24 protein-coding genes and 1 pseudogene are annotated in these 25,330 nt (G+C 58.3%); 12 read left to right on the top strand and 13 right to left on the bottom strand.

What is annotated here, in order from left to right; all coding sequences use genetic code 11:
* Positions 1 to 17 precede the first annotated feature (17 nt).
* Positions 18 to 1,034 carry a C45 family autoproteolytic acyltransferase/hydolase gene (locus tag ACKLKD_RS05605; protein ID WP_087806041.1) on the top strand — a complete coding sequence of 339 codons (1,017 nt, stop codon included), beginning with the start codon at positions 18 to 20 and terminating at the stop codon, positions 1,032 to 1,034.
* Here ACKLKD_RS05605 and ACKLKD_RS05600 read toward each other — a convergent pair.
* Positions 1,031 to 2,221 (bottom strand): MFS transporter, encoded by a 1,191-nt coding sequence (locus ACKLKD_RS05600; protein ID WP_025714008.1) that lies wholly within the window; start codon positions 2,219 to 2,221, stop codon positions 1,031 to 1,033. The genes ACKLKD_RS05605 and ACKLKD_RS05600 overlap by 4 nt on opposite strands.
* Positions 2,222 to 2,396: 175 nt before the next feature.
* On the opposite strand from ACKLKD_RS05600, the gene ACKLKD_RS05595 reads away from it, so the two are divergent.
* Positions 2,397 to 3,278 (top strand): LysR family transcriptional regulator, encoded by an 882-nt coding sequence (locus ACKLKD_RS05595; protein ID WP_080897212.1) that lies wholly within the window; start codon positions 2,397 to 2,399, stop codon positions 3,276 to 3,278.
* 72 nt (positions 3,279 to 3,350) lie between these two features.
* Here the strand turns inward: ACKLKD_RS05595 and ACKLKD_RS05590 are convergent, their stop codons facing one another.
* On the bottom strand, positions 3,351 to 3,470 hold the full coding sequence (locus ACKLKD_RS05590) for a hypothetical protein (protein WP_165931811.1): 120 nt from the start codon (positions 3,468 to 3,470) through the stop codon (positions 3,351 to 3,353).
* 67 nt (positions 3,471 to 3,537) lie between these two features.
* On the opposite strand from ACKLKD_RS05590, the pseudogene ACKLKD_RS05585 reads away from it, so the two are divergent.
* Positions 3,538 to 3,849, top strand: a pseudogene (locus tag ACKLKD_RS05585) (hypothetical protein).
* 66 nt (positions 3,850 to 3,915) lie between these two features.
* Here the strand turns inward: ACKLKD_RS05585 and ACKLKD_RS05580 are convergent.
* Positions 3,916 to 4,380 (bottom strand): glutathione peroxidase, encoded by a 465-nt coding sequence (locus tag ACKLKD_RS05580; RefSeq protein WP_087806039.1) that lies wholly within the window; start codon positions 4,378 to 4,380, stop codon positions 3,916 to 3,918.
* A gap of 158 nt (positions 4,381 to 4,538) precedes the next feature.
* On the opposite strand from ACKLKD_RS05580, the gene ACKLKD_RS05575 reads away from it, so the two are divergent.
* Positions 4,539 to 5,102, top strand: coding sequence for a hypothetical protein (locus ACKLKD_RS05575; RefSeq protein ID WP_080897210.1), 564 nt, complete (start codon positions 4,539 to 4,541; stop codon positions 5,100 to 5,102).
* 45 nt (positions 5,103 to 5,147) lie between these two features.
* Here the strand turns inward: ACKLKD_RS05575 and ACKLKD_RS05570 are convergent, their stop codons facing one another.
* The gene (locus ACKLKD_RS05570; protein WP_012968476.1) at positions 5,148 to 6,431 is read right to left on the bottom strand and encodes a YeaH/YhbH family protein; all 1,284 of its coding nucleotides are present in this window, start codon (positions 6,429 to 6,431) and stop codon (positions 5,148 to 5,150) included.
* Between the two features lie 85 nt (positions 6,432 to 6,516).
* Entirely contained in the window at positions 6,517 to 8,451 is a 1,935-nt protein-coding gene (yeaG, locus tag ACKLKD_RS05565) for a protein kinase YeaG (protein WP_008807632.1), read from the bottom strand.
* Positions 8,452 to 8,867: 416 nt separating this feature from the next.
* Between yeaG and ACKLKD_RS05560 the strand changes: the two genes are divergently transcribed.
* Positions 8,868 to 9,614: a MipA/OmpV family protein gene (locus tag ACKLKD_RS05560; protein ID WP_004203780.1), complete on the top strand. Its 747-nt coding sequence runs from the start codon at positions 8,868 to 8,870 to the stop codon at positions 9,612 to 9,614.
* Between the two features lie 94 nt (positions 9,615 to 9,708).
* On the top strand, positions 9,709 to 10,560 hold the full coding sequence (locus ACKLKD_RS05555) for an aldo/keto reductase (RefSeq protein WP_025714004.1): 852 nt from the start codon (positions 9,709 to 9,711) through the stop codon (positions 10,558 to 10,560).
* A 56-nt stretch (positions 10,561 to 10,616) separates the two neighbouring features.
* On the opposite strand, the gene ACKLKD_RS05550 is transcribed toward ACKLKD_RS05555, so the two are convergent.
* Entirely contained in the window at positions 10,617 to 11,501 is an 885-nt protein-coding gene (locus ACKLKD_RS05550) for a D-hexose-6-phosphate mutarotase (protein WP_025714476.1), read from the bottom strand.
* A 74-nt stretch (positions 11,502 to 11,575) separates the two neighbouring features.
* On the bottom strand, positions 11,576 to 12,571 hold the full coding sequence (gene gapA / locus ACKLKD_RS05545; protein ID WP_004203784.1) for a glyceraldehyde-3-phosphate dehydrogenase: 996 nt from the start codon (positions 12,569 to 12,571) through the stop codon (positions 11,576 to 11,578).
* 337 nt (positions 12,572 to 12,908) lie between these two features.
* Between gapA and msrB the strand changes: the two genes are divergently transcribed.
* Positions 12,909 to 13,322, top strand: a complete 414-nt coding sequence (msrB, locus tag ACKLKD_RS05540) for a peptide-methionine (R)-S-oxide reductase MsrB (RefSeq protein WP_008807627.1) — start codon at positions 12,909 to 12,911, stop codon at positions 13,320 to 13,322.
* A gap of 43 nt (positions 13,323 to 13,365) precedes the next feature.
* Entirely contained in the window at positions 13,366 to 13,644 is a 279-nt protein-coding gene (locus ACKLKD_RS05535) for a YeaC family protein (protein WP_004203787.1), read from the top strand.
* 95 nt (positions 13,645 to 13,739) lie between these two features.
* Here ACKLKD_RS05535 and yajD read toward each other — a convergent pair whose 3' ends face one another.
* From yajD to sppA, 5 genes are all read right to left on the bottom strand, one after another.
* Positions 13,740 to 14,084 carry an HNH nuclease YajD gene (yajD, locus tag ACKLKD_RS05530; RefSeq protein WP_002901254.1) on the bottom strand — a complete coding sequence of 115 codons (345 nt, stop codon included), beginning with the start codon at positions 14,082 to 14,084 and terminating at the stop codon, positions 13,740 to 13,742.
* 159 nt (positions 14,085 to 14,243) lie between these two features.
* Complete coding sequence (locus ACKLKD_RS05525; protein ID WP_025714475.1) at positions 14,244 to 15,497, bottom strand: glycoside hydrolase family 18 protein; 1,254 nt, start codon at positions 15,495 to 15,497, stop codon at positions 14,244 to 14,246.
* Between the two features lie 173 nt (positions 15,498 to 15,670).
* Positions 15,671 to 16,312: a bifunctional nicotinamidase/pyrazinamidase gene (gene pncA / locus ACKLKD_RS05520; RefSeq protein WP_025714474.1), complete on the bottom strand. Its 642-nt coding sequence runs from the start codon at positions 16,310 to 16,312 to the stop codon at positions 15,671 to 15,673.
* 9 nt (positions 16,313 to 16,321) lie between these two features.
* Positions 16,322 to 17,341 (bottom strand): asparaginase, encoded by a 1,020-nt coding sequence (gene ansA, locus ACKLKD_RS05515; protein WP_023289277.1) that lies wholly within the window; start codon positions 17,339 to 17,341, stop codon positions 16,322 to 16,324.
* A 138-nt stretch (positions 17,342 to 17,479) separates the two neighbouring features.
* Positions 17,480 to 19,333, bottom strand: a complete 1,854-nt coding sequence (gene sppA / locus ACKLKD_RS05510) for a signal peptide peptidase SppA (RefSeq protein WP_025714473.1) — start codon at positions 19,331 to 19,333, stop codon at positions 17,480 to 17,482.
* Positions 19,334 to 19,498: 165 nt separating this feature from the next.
* Here sppA and ACKLKD_RS05505 point away from each other — a divergent pair, with 165 nt between their 5' ends.
* Complete coding sequence (locus ACKLKD_RS05505) at positions 19,499 to 20,050, top strand: NAD(P)H nitroreductase (RefSeq protein ID WP_025714472.1); 552 nt, start codon at positions 19,499 to 19,501, stop codon at positions 20,048 to 20,050.
* 141 nt (positions 20,051 to 20,191) lie between these two features.
* On the opposite strand, the gene phoC is transcribed toward ACKLKD_RS05505, so the two are convergent.
* Positions 20,192 to 20,938 (bottom strand): acid phosphatase PhoC, encoded by a 747-nt coding sequence (phoC, locus tag ACKLKD_RS05500; RefSeq protein ID WP_025714471.1) that lies wholly within the window; start codon positions 20,936 to 20,938, stop codon positions 20,192 to 20,194.
* Positions 20,939 to 21,163: 225 nt separating this feature from the next.
* On the opposite strand from phoC, the gene selD reads away from it, so the two are divergent.
* The 3 genes from selD to ACKLKD_RS05485 all read left to right on the top strand — a co-directional run bounded on the left by selD (position 21,164) and on the right by ACKLKD_RS05485 (position 25,314).
* On the top strand, positions 21,164 to 22,207 hold the full coding sequence (gene selD, locus ACKLKD_RS05495) for a selenide, water dikinase SelD (RefSeq protein ID WP_087806037.1): 1,044 nt from the start codon (positions 21,164 to 21,166) through the stop codon (positions 22,205 to 22,207).
* A gap of 4 nt (positions 22,208 to 22,211) precedes the next feature.
* The gene (locus tag ACKLKD_RS05490; protein ID WP_087806035.1) at positions 22,212 to 24,161 is read left to right on the top strand and encodes a DNA topoisomerase III; all 1,950 of its coding nucleotides are present in this window, start codon (positions 22,212 to 22,214) and stop codon (positions 24,159 to 24,161) included.
* A 172-nt stretch (positions 24,162 to 24,333) separates the two neighbouring features.
* A complete protein-coding gene (locus ACKLKD_RS05485) occupies positions 24,334 to 25,314 on the top strand; it encodes an NAD(P)H-quinone oxidoreductase (RefSeq protein ID WP_025714543.1) in 981 nt (326 codons plus the stop codon).
* Positions 25,315 to 25,330: the final 16 nt, after the last annotated feature.

Here is a 25,330-nt window from a genome sequence, read left to right as displayed (position 1 = left end):
AAGTGAATGATGACAATATGAAAACGATCGCAATCCGTGGTTCCGCCTGTGCGGTAGGTCAGCAGCTTGGCGCGTTTGGTCGTGAGGCCTGGCATACTAAAATCAGGCAAACAGCGCTGTGGCAAACCGTCACCGCCATGAAAACGGCGGAACAGACCCAGCGTATGCGCGCAGCCGTGCAGGCTCAGTTCCCGCTGATCTGGCAGGAGCTGGAGGGCATGGCGGAGGGGCTGCAGGCGCCAGTGGAGGAGGTGTTTGCCTGGAACTGTCGCGGCGATCTGGTACGTTCGACGTCGGATGGCTGCACCACCCTGGCGGGGAGAAGCGCTGAGGGGGAGTTAATTATTGCGCACAACGAAGACGGCTTCCCGCAGCTGCGCGGTGACTGCGCCATCGTCCATGTGACGCCGGATGCGGGCCTCGCCTTCACCAGCTTCGCCTATCCCGGCTCCCTGTGCGGGCACACCTTCGCGGTGAATGAGAAGGGGATAGTTAATACGGTCAACAACATTCGTGCCGTGCATCGTCCGGAGGGGATGCCGCGCCAGATACTGGCCCGCGCATCGCTGAATGCCACCACCTTAGATGAGGCCATTAGCCTGCTGACCGCCTCACCGCGCGCGGGCGCGTTTCACCACACGCTGGGTCAAATGGGCGATAGCCGTCTGTTTAGCGTGGAAGCTACTGGCTCCGGCAGCTCAGTGCGCGAGCTGACCGCCACCTTTGGGCATGCAAACCATCTGATCCATCCTCAGCTTGAGGGCATGGAACAGATCGTGACCGGGAGCTCCGGCTCACGCCAGCAGCGCCTGGACGCGTGGCTGGCGTCGAACCCGTCGCTGGATGGGGCAGCAGCGAAAGCGATGCTCTCCGACCAGCATGATCCGCTGTTACCGATTTACCGGCTATCTCCCGACGATCCGGACGAGGAAAATACGCTGGCGACGGCCATTTTTACCCTGAGTGCGACCCAGGTCGCGTGGCAGGTCTTCACCCTGGATCGGGAAAACGCGGTTTTACAGGGCAGCCTTTAGCGGGTTGAGGGCGCTTTCAGCAGGGCGATCAGCAGCGTACTGCCCACCATGATCCCCGCCGCCAGCCACACCATGCCTGACAAGCCCGCGGTGGCGATCAGCTGGCCGCCGACAAGCGCCCCGGTGCCGATGGCGGCATTAAAAATAGCCACATAGATGGCGGACGCCGGCTGGGCGACCGCGCCTGCGCTGCGCAGCAGCCAGGTCTGTAAGCCGACGAATACAATCGCGATACCGGCGCCCCACAGGGCTAACAGCAGCCCGCTAAAACAGAAAGGCAGGGGGGCAAGCCGTCCGGTGCCGAGGAGCGCCAGCGCGCCCCCGCTCAGCAGCAGTGAAGCAAAAACTAGTCCCTTCAGATGACGATCGATAAGCTTACCGGCGATAACGTTACCCACCAGCCCGGAGAGCCCTGATAACAGCAGCAGGCCGGAGAGGGCGGTCGCCGGTACTCCCTGCAGTGTTATCAGCAGCGGTTCAACGTAGGTGAAGGCGGCAAAGTGAGCGGTAATGATGCAGGCCGTGGCACCATACAGGCCACAGAGCAGCGGATTGCGGAAGATATCGCGATAAACACGTAGCCTGACGGGTGTGGGCGCGGCCAGCGCGGGCAGCGTCGAGCACAGCACTACCGCTGCGGCCAGTGACAACAGGGCCACCGCCAAAAACGCGTGTCGCCAGCCCGCCAGAGTGGCGATAAAGCTTGCCAGCGGCACCCCCACCACGCTGGCCGCCGACACGCCACCAAAAATGATTGCCGTAGCCAACCCCAGCCGGTGCGGCGGCGCCAGCTGCGCGGCGACGATGCCAATTAAGGCCCAGAAGGCGCCATGCGCCAGGGCGCCAATCATGCGGGCGCTCATCAGGGCGAACATGGAATAAGACCGGGTCGCCGCGAGGCAGGAAAGCGCCAGGGTCAGCATGAGCCCGACCAGCAGCGCCTTGCGTGAAATACGCGCCGGCATCGCGCCGGAAAGCAGGGCCGCCAGGGCGCCCACCCAGCCGTAGGCGGTGACGGCAAGCCCCATCCCGGATTCCGTCTGGTGAAAATCCGCCGCCAGGGCGCTAAGCATGCCCACTGGCGCCAGTTCGCTGGTGACGATCGAAAAGGCGCAGATCCCGAGCGCAATGACGGCTATCCAGACGCGCGCCGGGGTTGGGTTAAGGGGTAAAGCAATCTCTTTCATATCAGGCGTATCCTAAGAAGAGGGAAGTCGCGCATGGTGCACGGACGTTCAGGTGAGGAGAGCACAGGCGATCGGATGGCCTGTTTGTCTCCGCGAGTGGCGTGCAGTATCATCCCTGCAAAATTGATAAAAAAGAGCAGAAAACGGAGATCCGTTTTCCATAAACGGAAAAGAGATGACAGCAGAATTTCATTGGGACGATGCGCGCATCTTCCTCGCCATCGCCCGGGCGGGAACGCTGAGCGGCGCTGCCGACAAGATGAACATGGGGATTGCCACCGTGTCCCGCAGGCTGGATCGGCTGGAGCAGTCGCTGAAGGTCCCGCTTTTCAGCCGCCATCAGAGCGGCTATCGCCTGACCGACGATGGCGAAGCCCTGCTCGCGCGGGCGGAGGCGCTGGAATACGCAGGCCTGGCGTTCGGCGAAGCGGCGCAGCTGCAGGGGCATGTCGCCGGGGTTGTCCGCCTGGCCACCTCGGATAACCTGGCCACCCATTTTATTCTGCCGTCACTGAAAGGGCTCCTGGACCACTATCCTGACCTGCGGGTGGAGGTGCTGAGCGGCGTGCAGCCGGTGAACCTGCACCGTCGGGATGCCGATCTGGCGATCCGCATGGTTAAGCCTGACATCGGGCATCTGACGTTAAAGCGGCTGGGGACGGTGGGGTTTGGCGTCTATGGCGCCGCCGGCTATCTGGCCGGCGCGGACGGCCTGTCGCTGAGCGAGGCGGACTTTGTGGGGTGGCCGGAGACTCACCAGCACCTGCCGGCCGCCCAATGGATCGCGCGCACCCTGCGAGGGCGTCCCTGTAAAGTCGAAGCCAATACGCTCGTGGCCCAGGTTTCCGCGGTATCAGCGGGACTTGGACTGGGCGTCCTGCCGCACTTTATGGCGCGGGCCAGCGGGCTGCAGTGCCTGCAGCCGGAGATCGGTGCGGATCAAACACTTTGGCTGGTGATGCATTCCGACCTGGCCGGGTCCAGACGCGTGCGGGTTATCGCCGACCATCTCATCACTCTCTTTGCGGACCATCAAGATCGGCTGGCGTTGCCCTGAAGGGGCGTAGGTATCTCGTGTATCGATAAGACTGCCCGGGGGGGACGAGTTGCGGTTTTTTTTCCGCGCCAGCTAACAATGATACTCGTCGCGCAAGATTCGGCCCAATGCTGCTTCGCAGTTGAAAATACTGCAGAGTGAGAGGATATCCCCGTCCGGCAAAATAATTTTGTGTTGTTGCCAGCGCCGCATTGTTGTACTCCCCCAGAAATGCCTGTCGATGTTAGGGTGAGACGTTTATCATTACAGGAGAACGCAAATGATTGTCAGGACCTGGCACGGCTGTGTGCCATTGCAACATGCCGAGGGGTTTGCCCGGCACCTTGAGCGGACCGGCGTGGAACACGCCCGGGGTATCCCCGGCAACCGAGGCGCGCTGGTGCGCCAGGAAAACCAGGGCGAATGGGCGCATTTCTTTCTCGCCACCTACTGGTAGGATCTTGCGGCGGTCAAAGCCTTCGCAGGCGAAGACTATCACGTCGCGGTCACCTATCCGGACGACGACGCATTCGCACTCCTCTCCGACCCCTACGTGTTTCAGCATGAAGTTGAGGCCGTGTCGCCGCTGTAGGCTGATGACCGGGCAGGTGGAAGATCGGCCAGCAACAGACGGTTGCTGGCCGCGTGAGATCGACGTCTACCTTGCATGGGCAGCCAGCCACCGCCAGGTGAACGTGGCAAAACGCCTGAGAGGGGTGCCGTCACGAGCGATGAGGAACTTGGTGAAATTCCACTTGATCCGGCCGCCGAGCATGCCGGGCAACGCCTGTTTCAGATAACGAAACAGCGGGTGTGCGGCAGGGCCGTTGACGTCCACTTTCGCAAACATCGGGAAGCTCACGCCGTAGTTAACGTGACAGGTCTGCTCGATTTCATCCGCACCGCCGGGTTCCTGCTGACCAAACTGGTTGCAGGGGAAACCCAGCACAACCAGCCCCTGAGCCGCGTACTTTTGGTAGAGCGCTTCAAGGCCAGCATATTGCGGCGTGAAGCCACAATGGCTGGCCGTATTCACCACCAGAACCACCTTGCCAGTATAGTCAGACATTGAGAGGGGCTGGCCGCGCAGGCGGGTGGCCGTCAATTGATAAAAAGGGGTCATAGCAGGCTCCTGAGAGTAGAAACAGTTCAACGCCGACGATCGCGCGAATGTTTGAAGCAGATTAGGCAGTTATGATACACAGGGTTAGGGATTTGTACCTGGAGTGTTAAAAAAACGCCAGTTATCATAGAAAAAATCGCGAACAGGAACGGCTGAAAATGATGAAATATGTCTTATCGCTGGTGGTGGCGGCGATGCTTGCAGGATGTATCAGCACGCCAAACTTGCCGCCGACAGATACTATTGTGGCGGTTAAACCCACGGAGTCCGGTATTGTCGCCAGCTCAGCGAAATACAGTTACCGCTTTGTCCGTGACGGTGTGCCGCAGGAATATCAGCGTTATAAGACCTTTTATGAACGCTTTCACCAACAGGCTTCCGGCGTGCGGGTTAACTTTGTCGTGGAACAACATGAGGTGACGGCGGAATATCTGGTGGTGATGGATCAGCGCAAACTGGATGCCGGGCAGCATAGCGAGCTGGTGAATCAGTATCATGCGGTGCAGATTGATAACGATCGCCTCGGGGTGTTGTTTAAAGCGACAGGATTTTGGACTGCATCGGACGCGTCAGATCTGGCCGCCGCCTACCAGTTAGCGCACCCCGTTGTGGTATCAATCAATGATAAGACCAAAACGATCAGCTCGCTTGGCGCCGTTGCCCTGGCCCCGTTGTTTCCGTTTTACATGATGTATGGATGTGCCACCGGGCCTTGTGTCTGAGAAAAACAGCCAGCAAGTCACTCGACTTACTGGCTGAGCAGTTAACTATGCTTCACTTTTGGATGACTGCTTGTGAAACAGTTCGCGGAATACCGGGTAGATATCCTCCTGGTCGCGAATATGCTGCATGGCGAAATTATCAAAGGTCGCCTGCAGATGTTCATACTCGCGCCACAGGGTTTGATGCGCCCGGCGGGTAATTTCGATGTAGCTGTAATAACGCACCACCGGCAGAATTTTCTTTGCCAGCAGTTCGTGGCACAGCGGGGAGTCATCGGCCCAGTTGTCGCCATCCGACGCCTGGGCGGCGTAGATGTTCCACTGCGCCGGGTCATAACGGGCCTGCACCACTTCATCCATCAGTTTCAGGGCACTGGAGACGATGGTGCCGCCGGTTTCCTGAGAATAGAAGAATTCGTGTTCATCCACCTCTTTGGCCTGGGTATGGTGACGGATATAGACCACGTCGACGTTTTTATAGGTCCGGCTGAGAAACAGATACAGCAGGATATAAAAGCGCTTGGCCATGTCTTTGGTGGCCTGGTCCATCGAGCCTGAGACGTCCATCAGGCAGAACATCACCGCCTGGCTGGAGGGCTCCGGCCGCTTTTCGTAATTTTTGTAGCGTAAGTCAAAGGTGTCGATAAACGGCACCCGTTCAATTTTGGCGCGCAGCTCGGCAATCTCTTTACGCAGGCGCTCCTCCTCCAGCAGCTGCACCGGTTCGCTGCGGCTGATGGTCTCCAGATCCTCCTCCAGGGCGCGCAGTTCCCGGCGCTTGCCGGCGGTCATCGCCGTACGGCGAGCCAGCGAGTTCTGCAACGAACGCACCACGCTGATGTTGGCTGGCACCCCATTCGAGGTAAAGCCCGCGCGATGAGTTTTAAACTCGTTCAGCTGCCGGTGCTGGTTCTTCTTCAGGTTCGGCAGGGCCAGATCTTCAAATAACAGATCCAGGTACTCATCTTTCGAAATCTGGAAGACAAACTCATCCTTTCCTTCACCATCGGCGCTGGCTTGCCCCTGTCCACCGCCGCCGCCGCCGCCACCGCCCTGCGGGCGCTCAATGCGGTCGTTTTGCACAAAATGGTCGTTGCCCGGGTGGACGCGGTTGCGCAGGCCGCCGCGACCCTGATGAAACATCGGCTCGTTGATATCGTCCGTCGGGATCGAGACGGATTCTCCGCTCTCAATGTCGGTTACCGAGCGCTTATTGATAGCCTCGGAGATCGACTGTTTGATCTGCGCCTTATAACGGCGCAAAAAGCGCTGGCGGTTGACGGCGCTTTTGTTTTTCCCGTTCAGGCGTCGGTCTATGAACCAGGTCATATGCCCTCCTGTACTGCATTAGCCAACTTTACTTATCATCATTCAGCTGCAGTTGACCCGGCGGCGTACCGCCGGGCTTGACGCATCAGGACGATTTACGAACCCGCAGGTACCACTCGCACAGCAGGCGAACCTGTTTGCGGGTGTAGCCTTTCTCCATCATGCGGTCGACAAAGTCGTCGTGTTTTTTCTGCTCATCAGTGGATGTTTTGGCATTAAACGAAATGACCGGCAACAGCTCCTCGGTATTAGAGAACATTTTCTTCTCAATAACCGTGCGCAGTTTCTCGTAGCTGGTCCAGTTCGGATTACGTCCGCTGTTGTTGGCTCTGGCGCGCAGCACAAAGTTGACGATTTCGTTACGGAAGTCTTTCGGGTTGCTGATCCCGGCCGGCTTCTCAATTTTCTCCAGCTCCGCATTCAACGACTCACGGTCAAACAGCTGCCCGGTATCCGGATCGCGATACTCCTGATCCTGGATCCAGAAGTCGGCGTAGGTGACATAGCGATCGAAAATGTTCTGCCCGTACTCGGAGTAGGATTCCAGATAAGCGGTCTGGATCTCTTTGCCGATAAACTCGGCGTATTTCGGGATCAGATAGCCTTTGAGGAACTCCAGGTAGCGCTCGGCGTTCTCCTGTGGGAACTGTTCGCGCTCAATCTGCTGCTCCAGCACATAGAACAGATGCACCGGGTTGGCGGCCACCTCGACATGGTCGAAGTTAAACACCCGTGACAGGATCTTAAAGGCAAAGCGGGTGGAGAGCCCGTTCATCCCTTCATCCACCCCGGCGTAATCGCGATACTCCTGATAGGACTTCGCTTTCGGGTCGGTATCTTTCAGGCTTTCGCCGTCATAGACCCGCATCTTCGAGTAGATGCTTGAGTTCTCCGGCTCTTTCAGACGCGACAGAATCGAGAAACGCGCCAGCGTTTCCAGGGTGCCCGGGGCGCACGGTGCGTGAGTCAGCTCACTGCTGTTGAGCAGTTTTTCATAGATGCGGATCTCTTCGGAGATACGCAGGCAATAAGGCACCTTGACGATATAGACGCGGTCGAGGAAGGCCTCATTGTTCTTGTTATTACGGAAGGTCACCCATTCCGATTCGTTGGAGTGGGCGAGGATTATCCCGTTGAACGGCAGGGCGGAGATCCCTTCGGTACCGTTATAGTTCCCTTCCTGGGTGGCGGTCAGCAGCGGATGCAGCACCTTAATCGGCGCTTTAAACATCTCGACGAATTCCATAATCCCCTGGTTGGCACGGCACAGCGCACCGGAGTAGCCATAGGCGTCCGGGTCGTTTTGCGCATAATGTTCCAGCTTACGGATATCCACTTTACCGACCAGGGCCGAAATATCCTGGTTGTTCTCGTCGCCCGGTTCGGTTTTGGCGATGGCGACCTGCTCAAGAATCGATGGCCAGACTTTGACCACGCGGAATTTAGTTATATCGCCGCCAAATTCGTGCAGGCGCTTGGCCGCCCATGGCGACATGATCGTGCCGAGATAGCGGGTAGGGACGCCATACTCTTTCTGGAGGATCTGCGCATCCTCCTGCGGATTAAACAGGCACAGCGGGTGATCGTTGACCGGGCTGCGCTCGCCGTTGGCGCTCAGTACATAAATGGGCACGCGCTGCATCAACGCTTTCAGCCGTTCAGCCAGCGACGATTTACCACCGCCCACCGGCCCCAGCAGATAGAGGATCTGTTTCTTCTCTTCCAGCCCCTGGGCGGCATGCTTGAGGTAGGAAACGATCTGCTCAATGGCGTCTTCCATACCGTAAAACTCTTCAAAGGCCGGATAGCGTGCGATAACCCGGTTTGAAAAGAGACGGGATAGCCGCGGCTCGAGAGCCGTATCAACCATGACGGGTTCACCAATGGCCATCAACAGACGTTCTGCCGCATTGGCATAGGCACTGCGATCTTGCCGGCAGATGGTAAGAAACTCCTGCAGTGTGAACTCTTCGTCCTTGGCAGCTTCATAGCGCTGGCGATAGTGATCGAATATATTCATGGCATGCCGTCCTTTCGTTTTTTAGCACAGGTTGAGAGCCGTTCATATGAGTAGTGGGGGCCCCCGGAAGACATAAGCTGAACGTCGCTCTCCAGATATCCAGCAACCCTTATGCCAGGTTGCGGGTGGAGTAGCGTGAATGTGCCCTGCAATTACACCTTCTAAATTTAAGCGTAGATGCATTTAGAAATCTTGCATGACGCAGAAAATCAATTTCAATGACATATCAATAACTCATCCTGAAAATGACGCTTTTTGATTCGTCAGGACGCGAAGCTGTCACCGGGTTGTCACCAGATAGTAAGAGAAGGGTGAGAAAGTGAACGATTTGTGTCATGTCGGGTAAAGAATTTGAGGCATGAGACCTACGACGGTAAACTGCACGGGCTGATTATTTGACAACGGGAATATGGATTGTGACTAAAATCAAACTTCTGGCACTCGGCGTGCTAATTGCGACGTCCGCCAGCGCGGCGCATGCCGACGGGAAGTTCACTCTTGGGGCTGGCGTAGGTATCGTTGAGCATCCGTATAAGCAATATGATGCGGATGTCTATCCGGTGCCGGTCATTAGTTATGAGAGCGATAACTTCTGGTTCCACGGGCTGGGCGGGGGCTACTACCTGTGGAATGATACCAACGATAAATTGTCGATTACGGCCTACTGGTCACCGATGTACTTCAAGCCGGGTGACAGCGACAGTGAACAAATGCGTCGTCTGGATAAACGTAAATCGACGGTGATGGCCGGTCTTTCGTATGTCCACAACACGCCCTATGGCTTCCTGCGCACGACGATTGCCGGCGATACGCTGGATAACAGCAACGGTATCAACTGGGATCTCGCCTGGCTGTACCGCTACACCAACGGTAACCTGACGCTGACCCCGGGCATTGGCGTGGAGTGGAACAGCGACAATCAGAACGAATACTACTATGGCGTCTCACAGCACGAGTCTCGTCGCAGCGGCATGCGCAGCTATGACCCGGACAGCAGCTGGAACCCGTATCTGGAGCTGTCGGCTAACTATCGCTTCCTCGGCGACTGGAGCGTATACGGTATTGCACGCTATACCCGTCTGTCGGATGAAATTACCGACAGCCCGATGGTGGATAAATCCTGGAGCGGCCTGATCTCCACCGGGATCACCTACACCTTCTGATTGTGCATTATCACAGTGCACTTCATGCATCAAAACAGGGCCTTGTGCCCTGTTTTGCTTTATGGTGGTGCAGAAAGCTAAAGAGGAGGAGACGGTGAAAAAAACAGTACGCTTTGGCGAGCAGGCGGCGGTTCCGGCCATCGGGCTGGGCACCTGGTATATGGGCGAAAATGCGGCGCAGCGTCAGCAGGAAGTGGCTGCACTGCGCGCGGGCATCGACCACGGACTGACGGTGATCGATACGGCGGAGATGTATGCCGACGGCGGGGCGGAGGAGGTGGTGGGCCAGGCAATCCGCGGCCTGCGCGACCGGGTGGTGCTGGTCTCCAAAGTTTATCCCTGGCATGCCGGCGGAGCGGCGATGCGCCGCGCCTGTGAAAACAGTCTGCGCCGGCTGCAGACCGACTATCTCGATATGTATCTCCTGCACTGGCGGGGAGATATCCCGCTGCAGGAGACGGTTGAGGCGATGGAAAGGCTGGTGGACGAGGGCAAGATCCGCCGCTGGGGCGTCTCCAATCTGGACACCGACGACATGCAGGCGCTGTGGCGGACGGCGGGTGGCGAGCATTGCGCAACCAACCAGGTGCTCTATCATCTCGCATCGCGGGGCATTGAATACGATCTCCTGCCCTGGTGCCAACAGCACAGTCTGCCGGTGATGGCCTACTGCCCGCTGGCCCAGGCGGGGCGCTTACGCAATGGACTTTTTCAGCATACCGATATCATTAATATGGCAAAGGCGCGGGGGGTGACAGTCGCGCAGCTGCTGCTCGCCTGGGTGATTCGTCATCCCGGAGTGCTGGCGATCCCGAAAGCGGCCAGTATTGAGCATGTGGTGCAGAATGCCGCCGCGCTCGATATCGTCCTCAGCCCGCAAGAGCTCGCGCAGCTGGATCGCCTCTATCCGCCGCCGCAGCGAAAAACCCGGCTGGATATGGTTTAATCAGCACCTCAGCCAGCGGAGAAAAAAAGCCCCGTCGGAAACGGGGCTTTTTGCTGTTAGCGTTTTTTCACGCTGATGGTCTGCGCCAGGCGAGAAGGGGTCTCTTCGCTGGCTTTCTGCGGTTGGGTCACGCAGCAGGTTTCGACGCAAACGAAGGTTTTGTAACCATCGTCCGGCATGTCGCCCATGCTGACGGACAGCGCCGGGCCCGGGTTCCAGGCCACTACGTTGTGCTGATGATGATGCACCACGTCGATAGTGCGGTTGAGCGCATCGTCATGGATCACGCTGCAGCTGTCGGCATTGAGATAAACGCGATCGGTGCGGTCCGGGAAGGTCTGCACGCCGTTGCTCAGCACGCCTTCTTCGGCATTCTTCACTTTATCGATATAACGCTCGCCAAGACCGCTCACTTTCACCGCCGCGATATCGCCAACGTTGAAGTAAGTGTGCAGGGCGGAGGTGGTCTCGAATTCGCCGTGCGCTTCCAGCTCGATTTCGCAGGTCTTGCCCAGCTTGAAGCGAGCATAGAGAGTGAACTCGTGCGGCCAGAGCTTTACGGTTTCCGCGCTGTGCTGGAGCGCAAACGTCAACATCACGCCATTGTCGTCTTCGTCATGGCCTTCCAGGGTCCACGGCAGATTGCGGGCAAAACCGTGCGACGGCAGACCCTGCTGCGCCGATGGGCCAAACCAGGGCCAGCAAATCGGCACGCCGCCGCGCAGGGCGACGCCCTGTTTAAATGGGGTGTTGTTGCTCAGCCACAGGACTTCTTCTTCACCGGCGGGTTTCCAGGAGAGCAGATGCGCCCCCTGCAGCGCCACAGAGGCTTTCACCTGCGGATGGTCGATGACAATCAGCTCCAGGTCGTCAAGCTGGCGACGGGAGATAACGGGCGAAATGGTTTCATTCACCGGGAGAGCAAAAATTTTATTTATCATTGTGCAATCCTATCTCTGCAGACAAAAAAAAGAGCGACCGAAGTCGCTCTTACAGATTACTTATTCATCTCAACTTATTTGGAGATGTGAGCAATCAGATCCAGAACTTTGTTGGAGTAGCCGGTTTCGTTGTCGTACCAGGAAACCAGTTTCACGAAGTTGTCGTTCAGTGCGATACCTGCTTTAGCATCGAACACGGAAGTGCAAACTTCGCCGTTGAAGTCGGTAGAAACAACGTCGTCTTCGGTGTAACCCAGAACGCCTTTCATTGCGCCTTCAGAAGCGGCTTTGATGGCTTTCTTGATTTCTTCGTAGGACGCTGCTTTTTCCAGACGAACGGTCAGGTCAACAACGGATACGTTCGGAGTCGGAACGCGGAACGCCATACCGGTCAGTTTGCCGTTCAGTTCTGGCAGTACTTTACCTACTGCTTTAGCAGCACCGGTAGAGGACGGGATGATGTTCTGAGCTGCGCCGCGGCCGCCGCGCCAGTCTTTGTGAGACGGGCCATCAACGGTTTTCTGAGTAGCGGTGGTAGCGTGGACGGTGGTCATCAGGCCTTCAACGATACCGAAGTTGTCGTTGATAACTTTAGCCAGCGGTGCCAGGCAGTTGGTGGTGCAGGAAGCGTTGGAAACGATGTCCTGGCCAGCGTAAGTGTCGAAGTTAGCGCCACGAACGAACATCGGAGTGTTGTCTTTGGACGGGCCAGTCAGAACGACTTTTTTCGCGCCAGCGGTGATGTGTTTACGAGCGGTTTCGTCGGTCAGGAAGATACCGGTTGCTTCAGCAACAACGTCAACACCAACTTCGTCCCACTTCAGGTTAGCCGGGTCACGTTCAGCGGTAACACGGATTTTTTTACCGTTAACGACCAGATGACCGTCTTTCACTTCAACGGTACCGTCGAAACGACCGTGAGTGGAGTCATACTTCAGCATGTAAGCCATGTACTCTGCGTCTAACAGGTCGTTGATTGCAACGATCTCGATGTCAGAACGTTTCTGAGCAGCACGGAAAACAATGCGACCGATACGGCCAAAACCGTTGATACCTACTTTGATAGTCATATATTCCACCAGCTATTTGTTAGTGAATAAAAGGTTGCCTGTAAAATTACAAAAACCTTACGCAGCGTCAAGCGGAATCGTGTCAATCATTGCGACAAATCAATCCTGAGCACGCCTTGCGCGATTGATTTGCCTCACTCTCCCTTTGAGCCCAATTCCATATGGGGGCTGCGCGCGGAATTTTAAAGGGCATTTAAGATAAAAACGTGATTTAAGTCACAATTATCTGGCTGCCTGTGGGCACCGGATAAGTTTAGAACAAAAGTGTACGCTTCATTGTTAATGTTTTGTTAGAATTGGAGCGAAAGTAGTCCATTGCAAAGCGAGATGTAAGCCTATGGCGAATAAACCCTCCCCGGAAGAGCTGAAAAACGGCTTGAGCGAAATGCAGTTTTACGTGACGCAGCATCATGGCACCGAACCGCCTTTCACCGGACGGCTGCTGCACAACAAGAAAAACGGCGTGTATCACTGCCTGGTGTGCGATGCGCCGCTGTTTAACTCCCAGACCAAATACGACTCCGGTTGCGGCTGGCCGAGCTTCTACGAGCCGGTAAGCGATGAGGCCATTCGCTATCTGACCGATAACTCGCACGGCATGCAGCGCATTGAGATCCGTTGTGGAAATTGTGACGCCCATCTCGGCCACGTGTTTCCGGATGGTCCGCAGCCGACCGGCGAGCGCTATTGTGTTAATTCGGCGTCGCTAAGCTTCACTGATGAGCAGAATGGCGAGCAGATTAAGGGTTGAAGAAACGATTCAGCAAATTATTCCAGGCGGAGGTGAGCGGAAGATGGATATTGAGCAAATTATCGACAGCATGACCCCGGAAGTGTACCAGCGTCTGGCGACGGCGGTGGAGCTGGGAAAATGGCCGGATGGCGTGGCGCTGACGCCGGAGCAGAAGGAAAATAGCCTGCAGCTGGTGATGCTGTGGCAGGCCCGGTATAACACCGACGCCCAGCACATGACCATCGACACCCGTGGCCAGATGGTGATGAAGAGCAAACAGCAGCTGAAAGAAGATTTCGGCATCGTGCCGAAGCCGATCGCCACCGTTAAGCTGCAATAAACTGCTCGCGGGGCGGGAGCGGTTCCGGCGTTGGGTGATCCCACGCCGGACGGCGTCAGGCTGAACGACCGCGCGCAGCGGTCAGACCGGTCTGCTTACTTTTTATTCATCATCGCTTTCAGATCGGCAAACGGGTTGTAGGTGGCCTCGCCGACGCTCTTTTGCGCATCTTCGCCCGCCACCACCGTAGAGCCATACTGATCGGCTTCGGTGTACTTCGAATGTTCGTGATCGTGACAGTACAGGCACAACATCTCCCAGTTGCTGCCATCTTCCGGGTTGTTGGAGTGGTCATGATCGATGTGGTGCACCGTCAGTTCGCGCAGATTGGAGTAGACAAACTCCCGCGAGCAGCGCCCGCACACCCAGGGAAAAAGCTTGAGCGCCTTTTCGCGGTAGCCCACTTCCAGACGCGCGTAATTTTTGGGGATATAGGCCATGGCCCCCTGCCTCCTGTCAAACGATTAAGCTGCGCCAGCGCGTGGCGCAGCGGATAACAGGCATCATAACCGATCCCGGGCGGCGCGAGATACCTGCATTGCAGCCGATGCTGCCTGCGTCACGCTGCCCGGCGGCGTTGATCGGTGAAACAGCCGCGGTTAGTGTTTGATCCCCAGCGATTCCGCCAGCTGACGGGCCAGCTGGTTCTGGTCATCGGCGCCATATTCCCAGAACATCGCCCCGGCGAGGCCCTTCGCCTTGATGTAATCCGCCTTAATGGCCACCGAGCGCGGGTTCTCATACGACAGCGCGAACAGCGGCTTGCCCTCCGCGGACTGCACCGACAGCCACGGGACTTTCGCTTCATCGTCCCAGTGCTCGGTAAAGCGTTTTTGCGGATCGTTGAGCAGTTTGGCCACAATATCGTTGTATTTCACATAGGTGTCTTTGCTCAGGTCATAGCCCAGCGAGGCAAACAGCGCGATCTGTTGTGGCCCAAAATAGGGCTGGGTGACCGGATTGTTTTGCGCATCCGCTTTCGTCCAGTCGATCCCCGGCTCGACGGCCCGTTTCGGTACCCGGCCATAGAAACCAATCCCGAGGTTCATCTGGCTGGGTTTTAGCCCGGCGGCCAGGTAATTGTTGACCACAAAATCGGCGCTGTATTTATCCGCCGCGGCGACCGTTGGCCAGTGGCTGGAGTCATACAGATTCGAGTTGAAGTACTGTGTGCCGTAGGCCATGTCGTAGGTCATCAGGTTGATGTAGTCGAGTGAGGGCGCAATCGCTTTAACGTCCACCCAGCTTTTCGGACTTTCTGCGTTAGCCCCCACGGCAATAGTGACCAGTTTCCTGGTACCAAACGCTGCACGAAGCTCTTTTAACAGCGCGGTAAAGTTATCGCGGTCGGCCGGTTGGCTGGCAACCAGCCCCCAGGCGCCGTTGACCGGAAACTCCCAGTCGAGGTCAATCCCATCCAGACCATATTTTTCAACAATTTCCTGCGCAGACTGAATAAACACCTTACGGGTTTCTTGGGTGGCCGCCGCGCCGGAGAAACCGCGCGCCCCCCAGCCGCCGACCGACAGCAGGACCTTGAGGTTCGGGTTCTGTTTACGCAGGGCAGGGATTTTTTGCAGATCCGCCTGCACCTTCGGCGACAGCCAGATCTCGTGCAGATGCGCAGGATCCTTCAGGGCCGCATTGGTCTCGTCTTTCTCATCGTTATAAATAAGGCCAAACGAGTAGTTGAGGTGGGTGATCTGCCGGACGTCCAGCTTGTCGATATCGCCGCCCGGCCCGGCAGTGACGTCGCCGCCGCCGTTGAAGTAGCCGACGGACATCAGCGGTTGGGCAGAGAGCGCGGAAGCGCAAAGCAAGGGCAAGGCTGCCAGCAAGGGCAAACGTTTCATAGTGGTTCCTCTTTGACATAAAAAAATAACCACGCCACGGAAATGGCGTGGCGAAAAAATAGCCTTGCCAGACTACCAGCAATAACCTGTTGAAACTGCGAGAGAGTTCAATTTATGGACGATAACGAAGTGGCGGCAAAAGAAGACCCGGCGCGTGGACGCCGGGGGAGGGGTTACGCGTGAGTTTCCCGCCAGTCGTCGAGGGTATACAGCGTGGCGCCCGCGGCGGCCATTTCCATAAACGCCTGGCTGCTGTCCTGCGGCTGCAGATTTACGCCGCGACAGCCGTCGGTGATGACGTTGACCGCGTAGCCCAGCGTCAGGGCATCCAGCACGGTAAATTTGACGCAGTAGTCGGTGGCGAGGCCGAGAACGGTCAGCTCCACAATGCCCTGCGCCCGCAGCCAGCCATCCAGCTCGGTTTTCTGCCGGTGACCGTTGTCAAAAAAAGCGCTGTAGCTGTCAATGGCCCGGTTTTGTCCTTTGTGGAATACGGCGGCGATCGCCTGCTGCTTAAGCAACGGATGCAGCGCCGCGCCTTCACTGCGCTGTACGCAGTGATCCGGCCAGAAGGTCTGCGCCAGGCCGTCGAGTTCACCCTGGGTGTAAGGTTCCACCTGGTGCTGGCTGGCGAAGCTGCCATGATCCGCCGGGTGCCAGTCCTGGCTGGCGACGATCGGCTCGCCGCGCGCCTGGCTCCAGTCGATAAGCGCATTGGCCACCTCGATGGTGCTGTCGCCTTCGGGAACCGCCAGCGCGCCGCCGGCGCAAAAGTCGTTTTGCAAATCAACCAGTAATAGCGCTCGATGTGCCATACGTTCTCCTTAAGCTTCGTCGGGGGTCAGTTCGCCACGCAGATTTTGCTGCATCGCCGCGCGAATAGCGTCAACGTCCAGCTGCTGGCTAAGCAGATAGTGTAGCTTGGTCAGCGTCGCTTCCACCGTCATATCGAAACCACTGATGACACCCGCCTGAGCGAGAGCGTTACCGGTGGCGTAGCCGCCCATATTCACTTTACCGGACATACACTGCGTCAGATTGACCACCACAATACCGCGCTGGCTGGCTTCCGCCAGCACCTGAATGAACTCGCCATTCTGCGGGGCATTGCCGACGCCGTAGGAGCGGAGGATCAGCGCTTTCACCGGCTGACGCAGAAAATTGCGCACCACATCGGCGGAGATACCGGGGTAAATCGTCACCACGCCAATCGGCTGTGGGGTGATGGGGTGCACGATAAGCTCTCCGCGGCCCTGCGGGGCGGGCGGCGTTCCGAGACGACGGATATGGATCCCGGCCTCCAGCAGCGGCGCGAGGTTTGGCGAGGCGAAAGCGTCGAAGCCGTCGGCGTGGGCTTTGGTGGTGCGGTTGCCGCGGAACAGTCGATTGTTGAAGAACAGCGCGACTTCGTTAATCGGGTAGTTGGCGGCGACGTACAGGGCGTTGAGCAGGTTAATTTGCCCATCAGAACGCAGCTCGGCCAGCGGAATTTGTGACCCTGTCACAATCACCGGTTTGCCGAGATTTTCCAGCATGAACGACAGCGCCGAGGCGGTAAACGCCATGGTGTCGGTACCGTGGAGGATCACAAAGCCATCATACTCCTCGTAATGGCTGCGGATATCGTCGGCGATGTGCTGCCAGTCCTCGGGGGTCATATCGGAGGAATCCATCAGCGGATGGTATTCGTGGATCGTGAAGTCCGGCATCTCCGGACGATGGAACTCAGGCATCAGCGCCAGCTGACGCTGCAGATGGCCGGAAACGGGTACATAGCCGTGTTCAGAGCGCTGCATACCGATGGTCCCACCGGTGTAGGCAACGTAAATCGATTTTTTTTGCATAGCATCGCTTAGGTTGGTCGTAGACAGGCGCAGTATAAAGAGACGCAGGAAAAAATACAGCGTCGGTCGCTGGCTTTGTGGCGGTGCTGGCAGGAGAGGGAAAAAGGCGGCCCCGGGGGACGGGGCCGCCACTGCGTATTAACGAATATTGGCGCAGGTCAGGCAGAAGGCATAGCGGTTTTGCGGGTCGTTAAACGCCGCCAGTTTGTCGCTCTCTGCTTTCACCGTTTCAGCCGCCGCGGCCACCGGCGCAGGCAACCAGGCCTGAATGGCCGCCGGCAGCGAAGCGCGTACCGAGCCGGTCAGGCTATCCAGCACCATCGAGAAGAAGGTCGGCTCTTCCTGATAGTAGTTAAGGTGCCAGGTTTTCAGCTTCGCCAGCTCGGCGGCCTTGGCCACCGCGTCGTCGAAATCGCCGAGGCTGTCGACCAGGCCGTTGGCTTTGGCATCTTCCCCGGTCCAGACGTGGCCCTGGGCGATCTGGTCGATTTTTTCCGGCGTGCTCTTACGGGCGTTGGCCACCAGGGTGATAAAGCGCTGATAGCCGTTCTCTATGCTCAACTGCATCAGCTGCTGTACTTCCGGCGGCAGCGCTTTGGTGCTGGAGACATCGGCCAGCGGCGACGTGGCGACGCCGTCGGTGTGGACGCCAATCGACCCGAGGGTATTTTCCACGGTATTGATCACCCCAAAGATACCGATGGATCCGGTGAGGGTGCTTGGGTTCGCCACGATGTAATCCGCCGGGGTGGAGATCCAGTAACCGCCGGATGCCGCCATGCCGCCCATCGAGACCACTACCGGTTTACCGGCGGCTTTGGCTGCCGCCAGCTCTTCACGAATAATTTCCGAGGCGGTCACGCTGCCGCCAGGGCTGTTAACGCGAAGAACGATGGCCTTAATTTTCGGGTCGAGGCGCGCATCGCGAATTTGCGCGGCGGTGGTGTCGCCGCCGACGTTGCCCGGGGTCTCCTCACCGTCCATGATGGCGCCGTTGGCGAAGATGACCGCGATGGCGGAACCCTGGTCAGACGGCGTCTTCACGTTGTAGTCGTAATAGCTGATCGCCCGATAATTGTTATCGGTTTTGCTCCAGCCAAACTGTTTGGTTAACGCCTTTTCCACTTCCGTGGAGGTCGCCAGCTCATCCACCAGCTTATTGTCCAGCGCATATTTCGCTGTATCGCCGCCCACTTTACGCAGGCCGTCGATAATGCCCTGGGCGCCTGGGAAGAGCTGCTGGGCGGTGATCTGGCGGTTGGCGGCAATGGTGTTGAGGTAGTTCTGCCACAGTTCGCCAATCCAGCGGCTGTCCGCTTCGCGGGCGGCAGGGGACATATCATCGCGAATGAATGGCTCAACGGCGGATTTATAGGTGCCGACGCGGAAGACGTGGGTGGAGACTTTCAGCTTATCCAGCAGCGATTTGTAGTACAGCCCGTTGGTGGCGAAGCCGTGCAGGTCTACCTCGCCCTGCGGCGAGAGCCAGATTTTGTTGGCAAAGCTCGCCAGGTAGTACTGGCCCTGGCTGTAGCTGCTGCCGACGGCATAGACCGGTTTGCCGCTGTCACGGAATTCGCGCAGCGCTTTGCCGATATACTGCATGGACGGCTGGTCGCCGCCGACGAAGTTTTTCAGATCCAGCACAATACCGGTGATATTGCGGTCATCTTTCGCCTGGCGAATGGTCTGCACGATATCGAACAGAGAGTTCTCCTGCAGACGGTCCGAGCTGGCGCCAAACAGCTGGCGGCCAATTACGCCGAGCTTGCTGCTGGCGGAAGGTTTATCCACCACCACGCCGGTAATATCCAGCAACAGCGCGCCGCGCGCGGCATGTTCGCTGGTGGTGGTGCTGAACTGGCTCCAGATACCGATACACACCAGCACCAGCACCAGGAAGATCGCATTCAGAGCCAGTTTGCGAATAAAGTTGAGTATCCGCCACGTCCATTTAAAAAAGCTGGCAATCAGTCGCCAAAGGGTTCGCATGTCTTCTCCCTAACGTTATCTAAAAAGGGCAGGCCGCAGGGGCCGCCGCGTCTGGCTATCCTAAAGAGTGAGCCGTCGGTTGTCAGCAGGAATCACCGACCGCGCTGTAACAAAATCCTTGTGCGTGTTAATTTTATGAAAAATAACATCACAGGAGTTATACAGATGGATGCTCTCGAACTGCTGCTTAATCGCCGAAGCGCTTCCCGCCTGGCTGAACCGGCCCCGGCGGGCGAACAGCTGGAAAATATACTGCGCGCCGGGCTGCGCGCCCCGGACCATGGCACCCTGCAGCCGTGGCGCTTCTTTATTATCGCCGATGACGGCCGCGAGCGCTTCAGCCAGTTGCTGGAAAAGGGGGCCCGGGAAGCCGGCCAGGATGAGAAGGGAATAGAGAAAGCCCGCAATGCGCCGTTCCGCGCGCCGCTGATCATTACCGTGGTCGCGCGCTGTGAAGACCACCCGAAAGTACCGCGCTGGGAGCAGGAGATGTCCGCAGGCTGTGCGGTGATGGCGATGCAGATGGCGGCCCTGGCCCAGGGATTCAATGGCATCTGGCGCAGCGGAGCATTGACCGAGAGCCCGGTGGTGCGGGCCGGCTTCGCGTGCCGCGAGCAGGATAAAATTGTCGGTTTCCTCTATCTGGGCACGCCGCAGCTAAAAGCCTCAACCACGATTGCCCTGCCGGATACCGCGCCGTTTGTGACGCGCTTCTGAGTCGGTGCTTATTATGCCGGGTGGCGGCTTGCGACTTATCCCCGGTGGCGCTACCGCTTACCGGGGCTACAGCGCTGTGCGATTTGGTCGCCCGGACAAGGCGCGCCAGGCGCCGCATCCGGGAGTTTAACGGCGATAACGTTATTTCTGCGTTTTGGCGAATTCGTCTTTGGCTTTCTGCAACTGTTGCTGGAAGGCCGGGTTGGTGTGCAGCGTAGCGACCACCGCGGAGCCGACGATGCGCGCCGCATCGACATCGCTCTGCCAGTGATAGCCGCAGATCACCCGGCTCTCGCCGAGCTCATAGCCGCGCTTCAAAATTTCGTTTTGCCGCTGCGGGTTGATCTCCGCCAGCACCAGCGCGGTGGCCCAGCCGATAGAGGTATGTCCGGACGGGTAGGAGCCGTTTTTTGACAGCTTGTCCTGCTCGGCGGTATTGCAGGTGGAGACGCCATAGAACGCAAACGGGCGAATGCGCATATATTTCTCTTTCGCGCTGCGGGTCGCCAGATCGCCGGCGTCTTCAATCATATTGGTCAGCAGTTTGTGAAGCTGCGGCGCGTCTTTCTCGGTGATCGGTGAGCCAAAAGCACTGGAGAAAGCGTTGGCCACGCCGCCAGCGCTGAGGTTCGCGTCCTCTGCCGCCAGTTTTCCGCGCTCGGTATTGCGCAGCAGACGGCCTTGCTCATACATCGCCTGATCGTTTAAAAACGCGATACTGCCCACCGCCGGCGGTGGCGGCAACAGCGCCAGGCTGTCGATAGCCTGAGCATTGGTCAGATAGTAGAGATCGGGCTTGGTGGTGACATCATTCCCGGGGGGAACCAGAGCGAAGGCGTTAACGGAGAAGAAACTGGCCAGGCAAAGGGCAAGAACACGCTTTTTCATTAGAATTTCCTTACGTCATAATCATTCCAGAGAAGACAGTCCTGTGCTGTCACATTTCTGTCATCGTTAAGTAAAAGTGAAAATGGTGCGGAAAAAATTGCCGTGTCTCGCAAAAACGGCTTTTTGTCTGCTTAATGAGCAACCATACGCGATTTCAGACTGTCGTACTTACCACCCTGGCGTTTGGGCGCTAACATAGCGGGATTGCAATGACAGGAGATGTCCATGAGCGAGCAAGCCATTCGTTTAACGCAATACAGCCACGGAGCCGGTTGTGGTTGTAAGATTTCCCCGAAAGTACTGGAAACTATCCTGCATAGCGAGCAGGCGAAGTTTGTCGACCCGAACCTGCTGGTCGGCAACGAAACCAGCGATGATGCTGCCGTTTACGATCTTGGCAACGGCACGTCCATCGTCAGCACCACCGATTTCTTTATGCCGATTGTCGATAATCCGTTCGACTTTGGCCGCATCGCCGCCACCAACGCCATCAGCGATATATTCGCCATGGGCGGGAAACCGATTATGGCGATTGCCATCCTTGGCTGGCCAATCAACACCCTGGCGCCGGAAGTCGCCCGCGACGTGGTGGAGGGTGGGCGCTTTGCCTGCCAGCAGGCCGGGATCGCGCTGGCGGGCGGCCACTCCATCGATGCTCCGGAACCGATCTTCGGTCTGGCGGTCACCGGCGTGGTGCCCACCGAGCGCATCAAGAAAAACAGCACCGCCCAGGCGGGCTGCAAACTGTATCTCACCAAACCGCTGGGGATCGGCGTACTGACCACCGCGGAGAAAAAATCGCTGCTCAAGCCGGAACATCAGGGGCTGGCGACAGAGACCATGTGCCAGATGAACCTCGCCGGCGCCGCGTTTGCCGCCATCGACGGGGTGAAGGCGATGACCGACGTCACTGGCTTTGGCCTGCTTGGCCACCTCAGCGAGGTGTGCCGCGGAGCGGGCGTGCAGGCGCAGTTGCGCTATGCCGATATCCCGAAACTGCCGGGGGTGGAGGAGTATATCGCCGCCGGCGCGGTGCCGGGCGGCACCGGGCGCAACTTTGCCAGCTACGGCCATCTGATGGGCGAGATGCCGACGGAGTGGCGGGATCTGCTGTGCGATCCGCAGACTTCCGGCGGCCTGCTGCTGGCGGTGACCCCGGAAGCGGAAGCCGAAGTACAGGCCGCCGCGGCGCAGTTCGGCATTAAGCTGGCCGCCATCGGCGAGCTGGTGACCGCCCGCGGCGGGCGACCCATGATCGAGATCCGTTGATTCGATGCGGTTGTTTATTGCAGAAAAACCGAGTCTCGGACGGGCTATCGCCGATGTGTTGCCTAAACCGCACCGCAAAGGCGATGGCTATATTGAGTGCGGCAACGGGCAGGTGGTCACCTGGTGTATCGGCCACCTGCTGGAGCAGGCGCAGCCGGACATCTACGACAGCCGCTATGCCCGCTGGAATCTCAACGATCTGCCGATTGTGCCGGAGAAATGGCAGCTGCAGCCCAAACCCTCGGTCACCAAACAGCTCAATGTAATCAAGCGTCTGCTTGGCGAGGCGCAGGAAGTGATCCATGCCGGCGACCCGGACAGAGAAGGGCAGCTGCTGGTGGACGAAGTGCTCGATTACCTGCAGCTGGCGCCGGAGAAGCGCCAGCAGGTGCAGCGCTGTCTGATTAACGATCTCAACCCGCAGGCGGTTGAGCGGGCGATCAACCGCCTGCGCGCCAACAGCGAGTTCGTGCCACTCTGCGTGTCGGCGCTGGCGCGGGCCCGCGCCGACTGGCTGTACGGCATCAATATGACCCGCGCCTACACCCTGCTGGGGCGCAACGCCGGCTATCAGGGGGTGCTCTCCGTGGGGCGGGTGCAGACCCCGGTACTTGGCCTGGTGGTCCGTCGCGATGAAGAAATTGAAAATTTCGTCGCCAAAGATTTCTTCGACGTGAAGGCGCATATCGTCACGCCGCAGGAGGAGCGCTTTGTCGCCACCTGGGTGCCAAGCGAAGCCTGCGAACCTTATCAGGATGAAGAAGGGCGTCTGCTGCATCGTCCACTGGCCGAGCATGTGGTCAAGCGCATCGAAGGCCAGCCGGCAATCGTGACCGGCTATAACGATAAGCGCGATTCTGAACCCGCGCCGCTGCCGTTCTCCCTGTCGGCGCTGCAGATTGAGGCGGCCAAACGTTTCGGCTTCAGCGCGCAGAACGTGCTGGATATCTGCCAGAAGCTGTACGAAACCCACAAGCTCATCACCTACCCGCGTTCGGACAGCCGCTACCTGCCGGAAGAGCACTTTGCCGGCCGCCATGCGGTACTGAATGCGATTGCCGTCCATGCGGCGGACCTGCTGCCGCAGCCGGTGATGGATCCGGAGATCCGCAACCGCTGCTGGGATGATAAAAAGGTCGACGCGCACCATGCGATTATCCCGACCGCGCGCAGCAGTCAGGTCAAACTCAACGATAACGAAGAGAAGGTGTACAACCTGATCGCCCGGCAGTATCTGATGCAGTTCTGCCCGGACGCGGTGTTCCGCAAATGCCAGATTGACCTTGATATTGCTAACGGCAAATTTGTCGCTAAGGCGCGCTTCCTCGCCGAAGCGGGCTGGCGCGCGCTGCTTGGTAACAAAGAGCGCGACGAAGAGAATGACGGTACGCCGTTGCCGGTGGTCGCCAAAGGCGATGAGCTATTGTGCGAAAAAGGTGAAGTGGTGGAGCGACAGACCCAGCCGCCGCGCCACTTTACCGACGCCACGCTGCTGTCGGCGATGACCGGGATTGCCCGCTTCGTGCAGGATAAAGATCTGAAGAAGATCCTCCGCGCCACCGACGGTCTCGGCACAGAAGCGACCCGCGCCGGGATTATCGAGCTGCTGTTTAAGCGCGGCTTCCTGACCAAAAAAGGGCGTTATATCCACTCCTCGGATGCTGGCCGGGCGCTGATTCACTCCCTGCCGGAGATGGCCGCGCGCCCGGATATGACCGCCCACTGGGAATCGGTCCTGACGCAGATCAGCGAAAAGCAGTGCCGCTATCAGGACTTTATGCAGCCGCTGGTGGGGACGCTGTTCCAGCTGATCGATCAGGCACGGAGCACGCCAGTGCGTCAGTTCCGCGGCCTGGTGGCGCCGGGCGGGGCGAAAAAGTCGTTCAGCAAAGGTAAAGGCAAGCCGAAAGGCAAAAAAGCGGCAGACGATGCTGCGCCGCCGCCGCCGCAGTAACCCGCCGGTGGTCGCGAGGAAGCGATTCCCCGCGGCCACCGCTTCTCCGCCAGCCAGGCCAATGGTCTACACTAAACAGCCGGGCAGGGCCTGATTACTTTCCCCCCCTGAATGCGTCTTCGCCCTTCCCGATATTGTTGCTTATTTCTTTCACCGGCGATAAGGAGGACCCGTGAAATATATCGCTATCAGCCAACCGGGCGGCCCGGAGGTATTGCAGATCCGCGACGGAGATATCCCCACTATCGGAGAGCACGAGGTGCTCGTCGAGGTGAAAGCGGCGGGCGTCAACCGGCCGGATATTCTGCAGCGCCAGGGTCTGTATCCCATGCCTGAAGGCGTCACCCCCGTGCCCGGCCTTGAGGTGGCGGGCGTGGTCGCAAAAGTCGGCGCGCAGGTCACAGCGTTTACGCCCGGCGATCGCGTTTGCGCGCTGACCAACGGCGGCGGCTATGCCGAATACTGCGCCGTACCGGCAGGCCAGACGTTGCCGATCCCGGCGGGCCTTAGCTTTACCGAAGCGGCCGCCATCCCGGAAACGTTCTTCACCGTCTGGGCGAACGTCTTCCAGCTGGGTAAGCTGCAGCCTGGCGAAAGCATCCTGGTGCACGGCGGCGCCAGCGGGATTGGCACCACCGCGGTCCTGCTGTGCCACGCGCTGGGGATGACTGTCTATGCCACCGTTGGCCAGGACGAAAAAATCGCTGCCCTACGTCCCTATGCCACGGCGATTAACTACAAAACCGATGATTTTGCGGAGAAAATCGGCCAGCTGACCCACGATGAAGGCGTGGATGTTATTCTGGATATCGTTGGCGGCCCTTACTTTAACCGCAACCTTGGGCTACTGAAAAAGGATGGACGGCTGGTGATCATCGGCTTTATGGGCGGACGAATCGCTCATGAGGTTGATATTCAGACCCTGATGCTCAAGCGAGCCACCGTCACTGGCTCAACCATGCGCGGCCGGACGGCGGCGGAGAAACAGGATATTGCCGAGGCGCTGCGGCGCCACGTCTGGCCGCTGCTTGAGGCAGGGAAATGTAAGCCGCTGATCTACGCCAGCTACCCGATGGCGGAGATTGCCGAGGCGCATGCCTGTCTGGACAGTGGTCAGCATCTGGGAAAAGTGGTGATCACGATAACGTCGTGAGATACATCCCGGCGGG

Origin of the sequence: Klebsiella sp. 10982 (assembly GCF_048589245.1) — a bacterium.
GTDB lineage: Bacteria > Pseudomonadota > Gammaproteobacteria > Enterobacterales > Enterobacteriaceae > Klebsiella > Klebsiella quasivariicola.
This window is presented reverse-complemented; position numbering and strand designations above follow the sequence as displayed.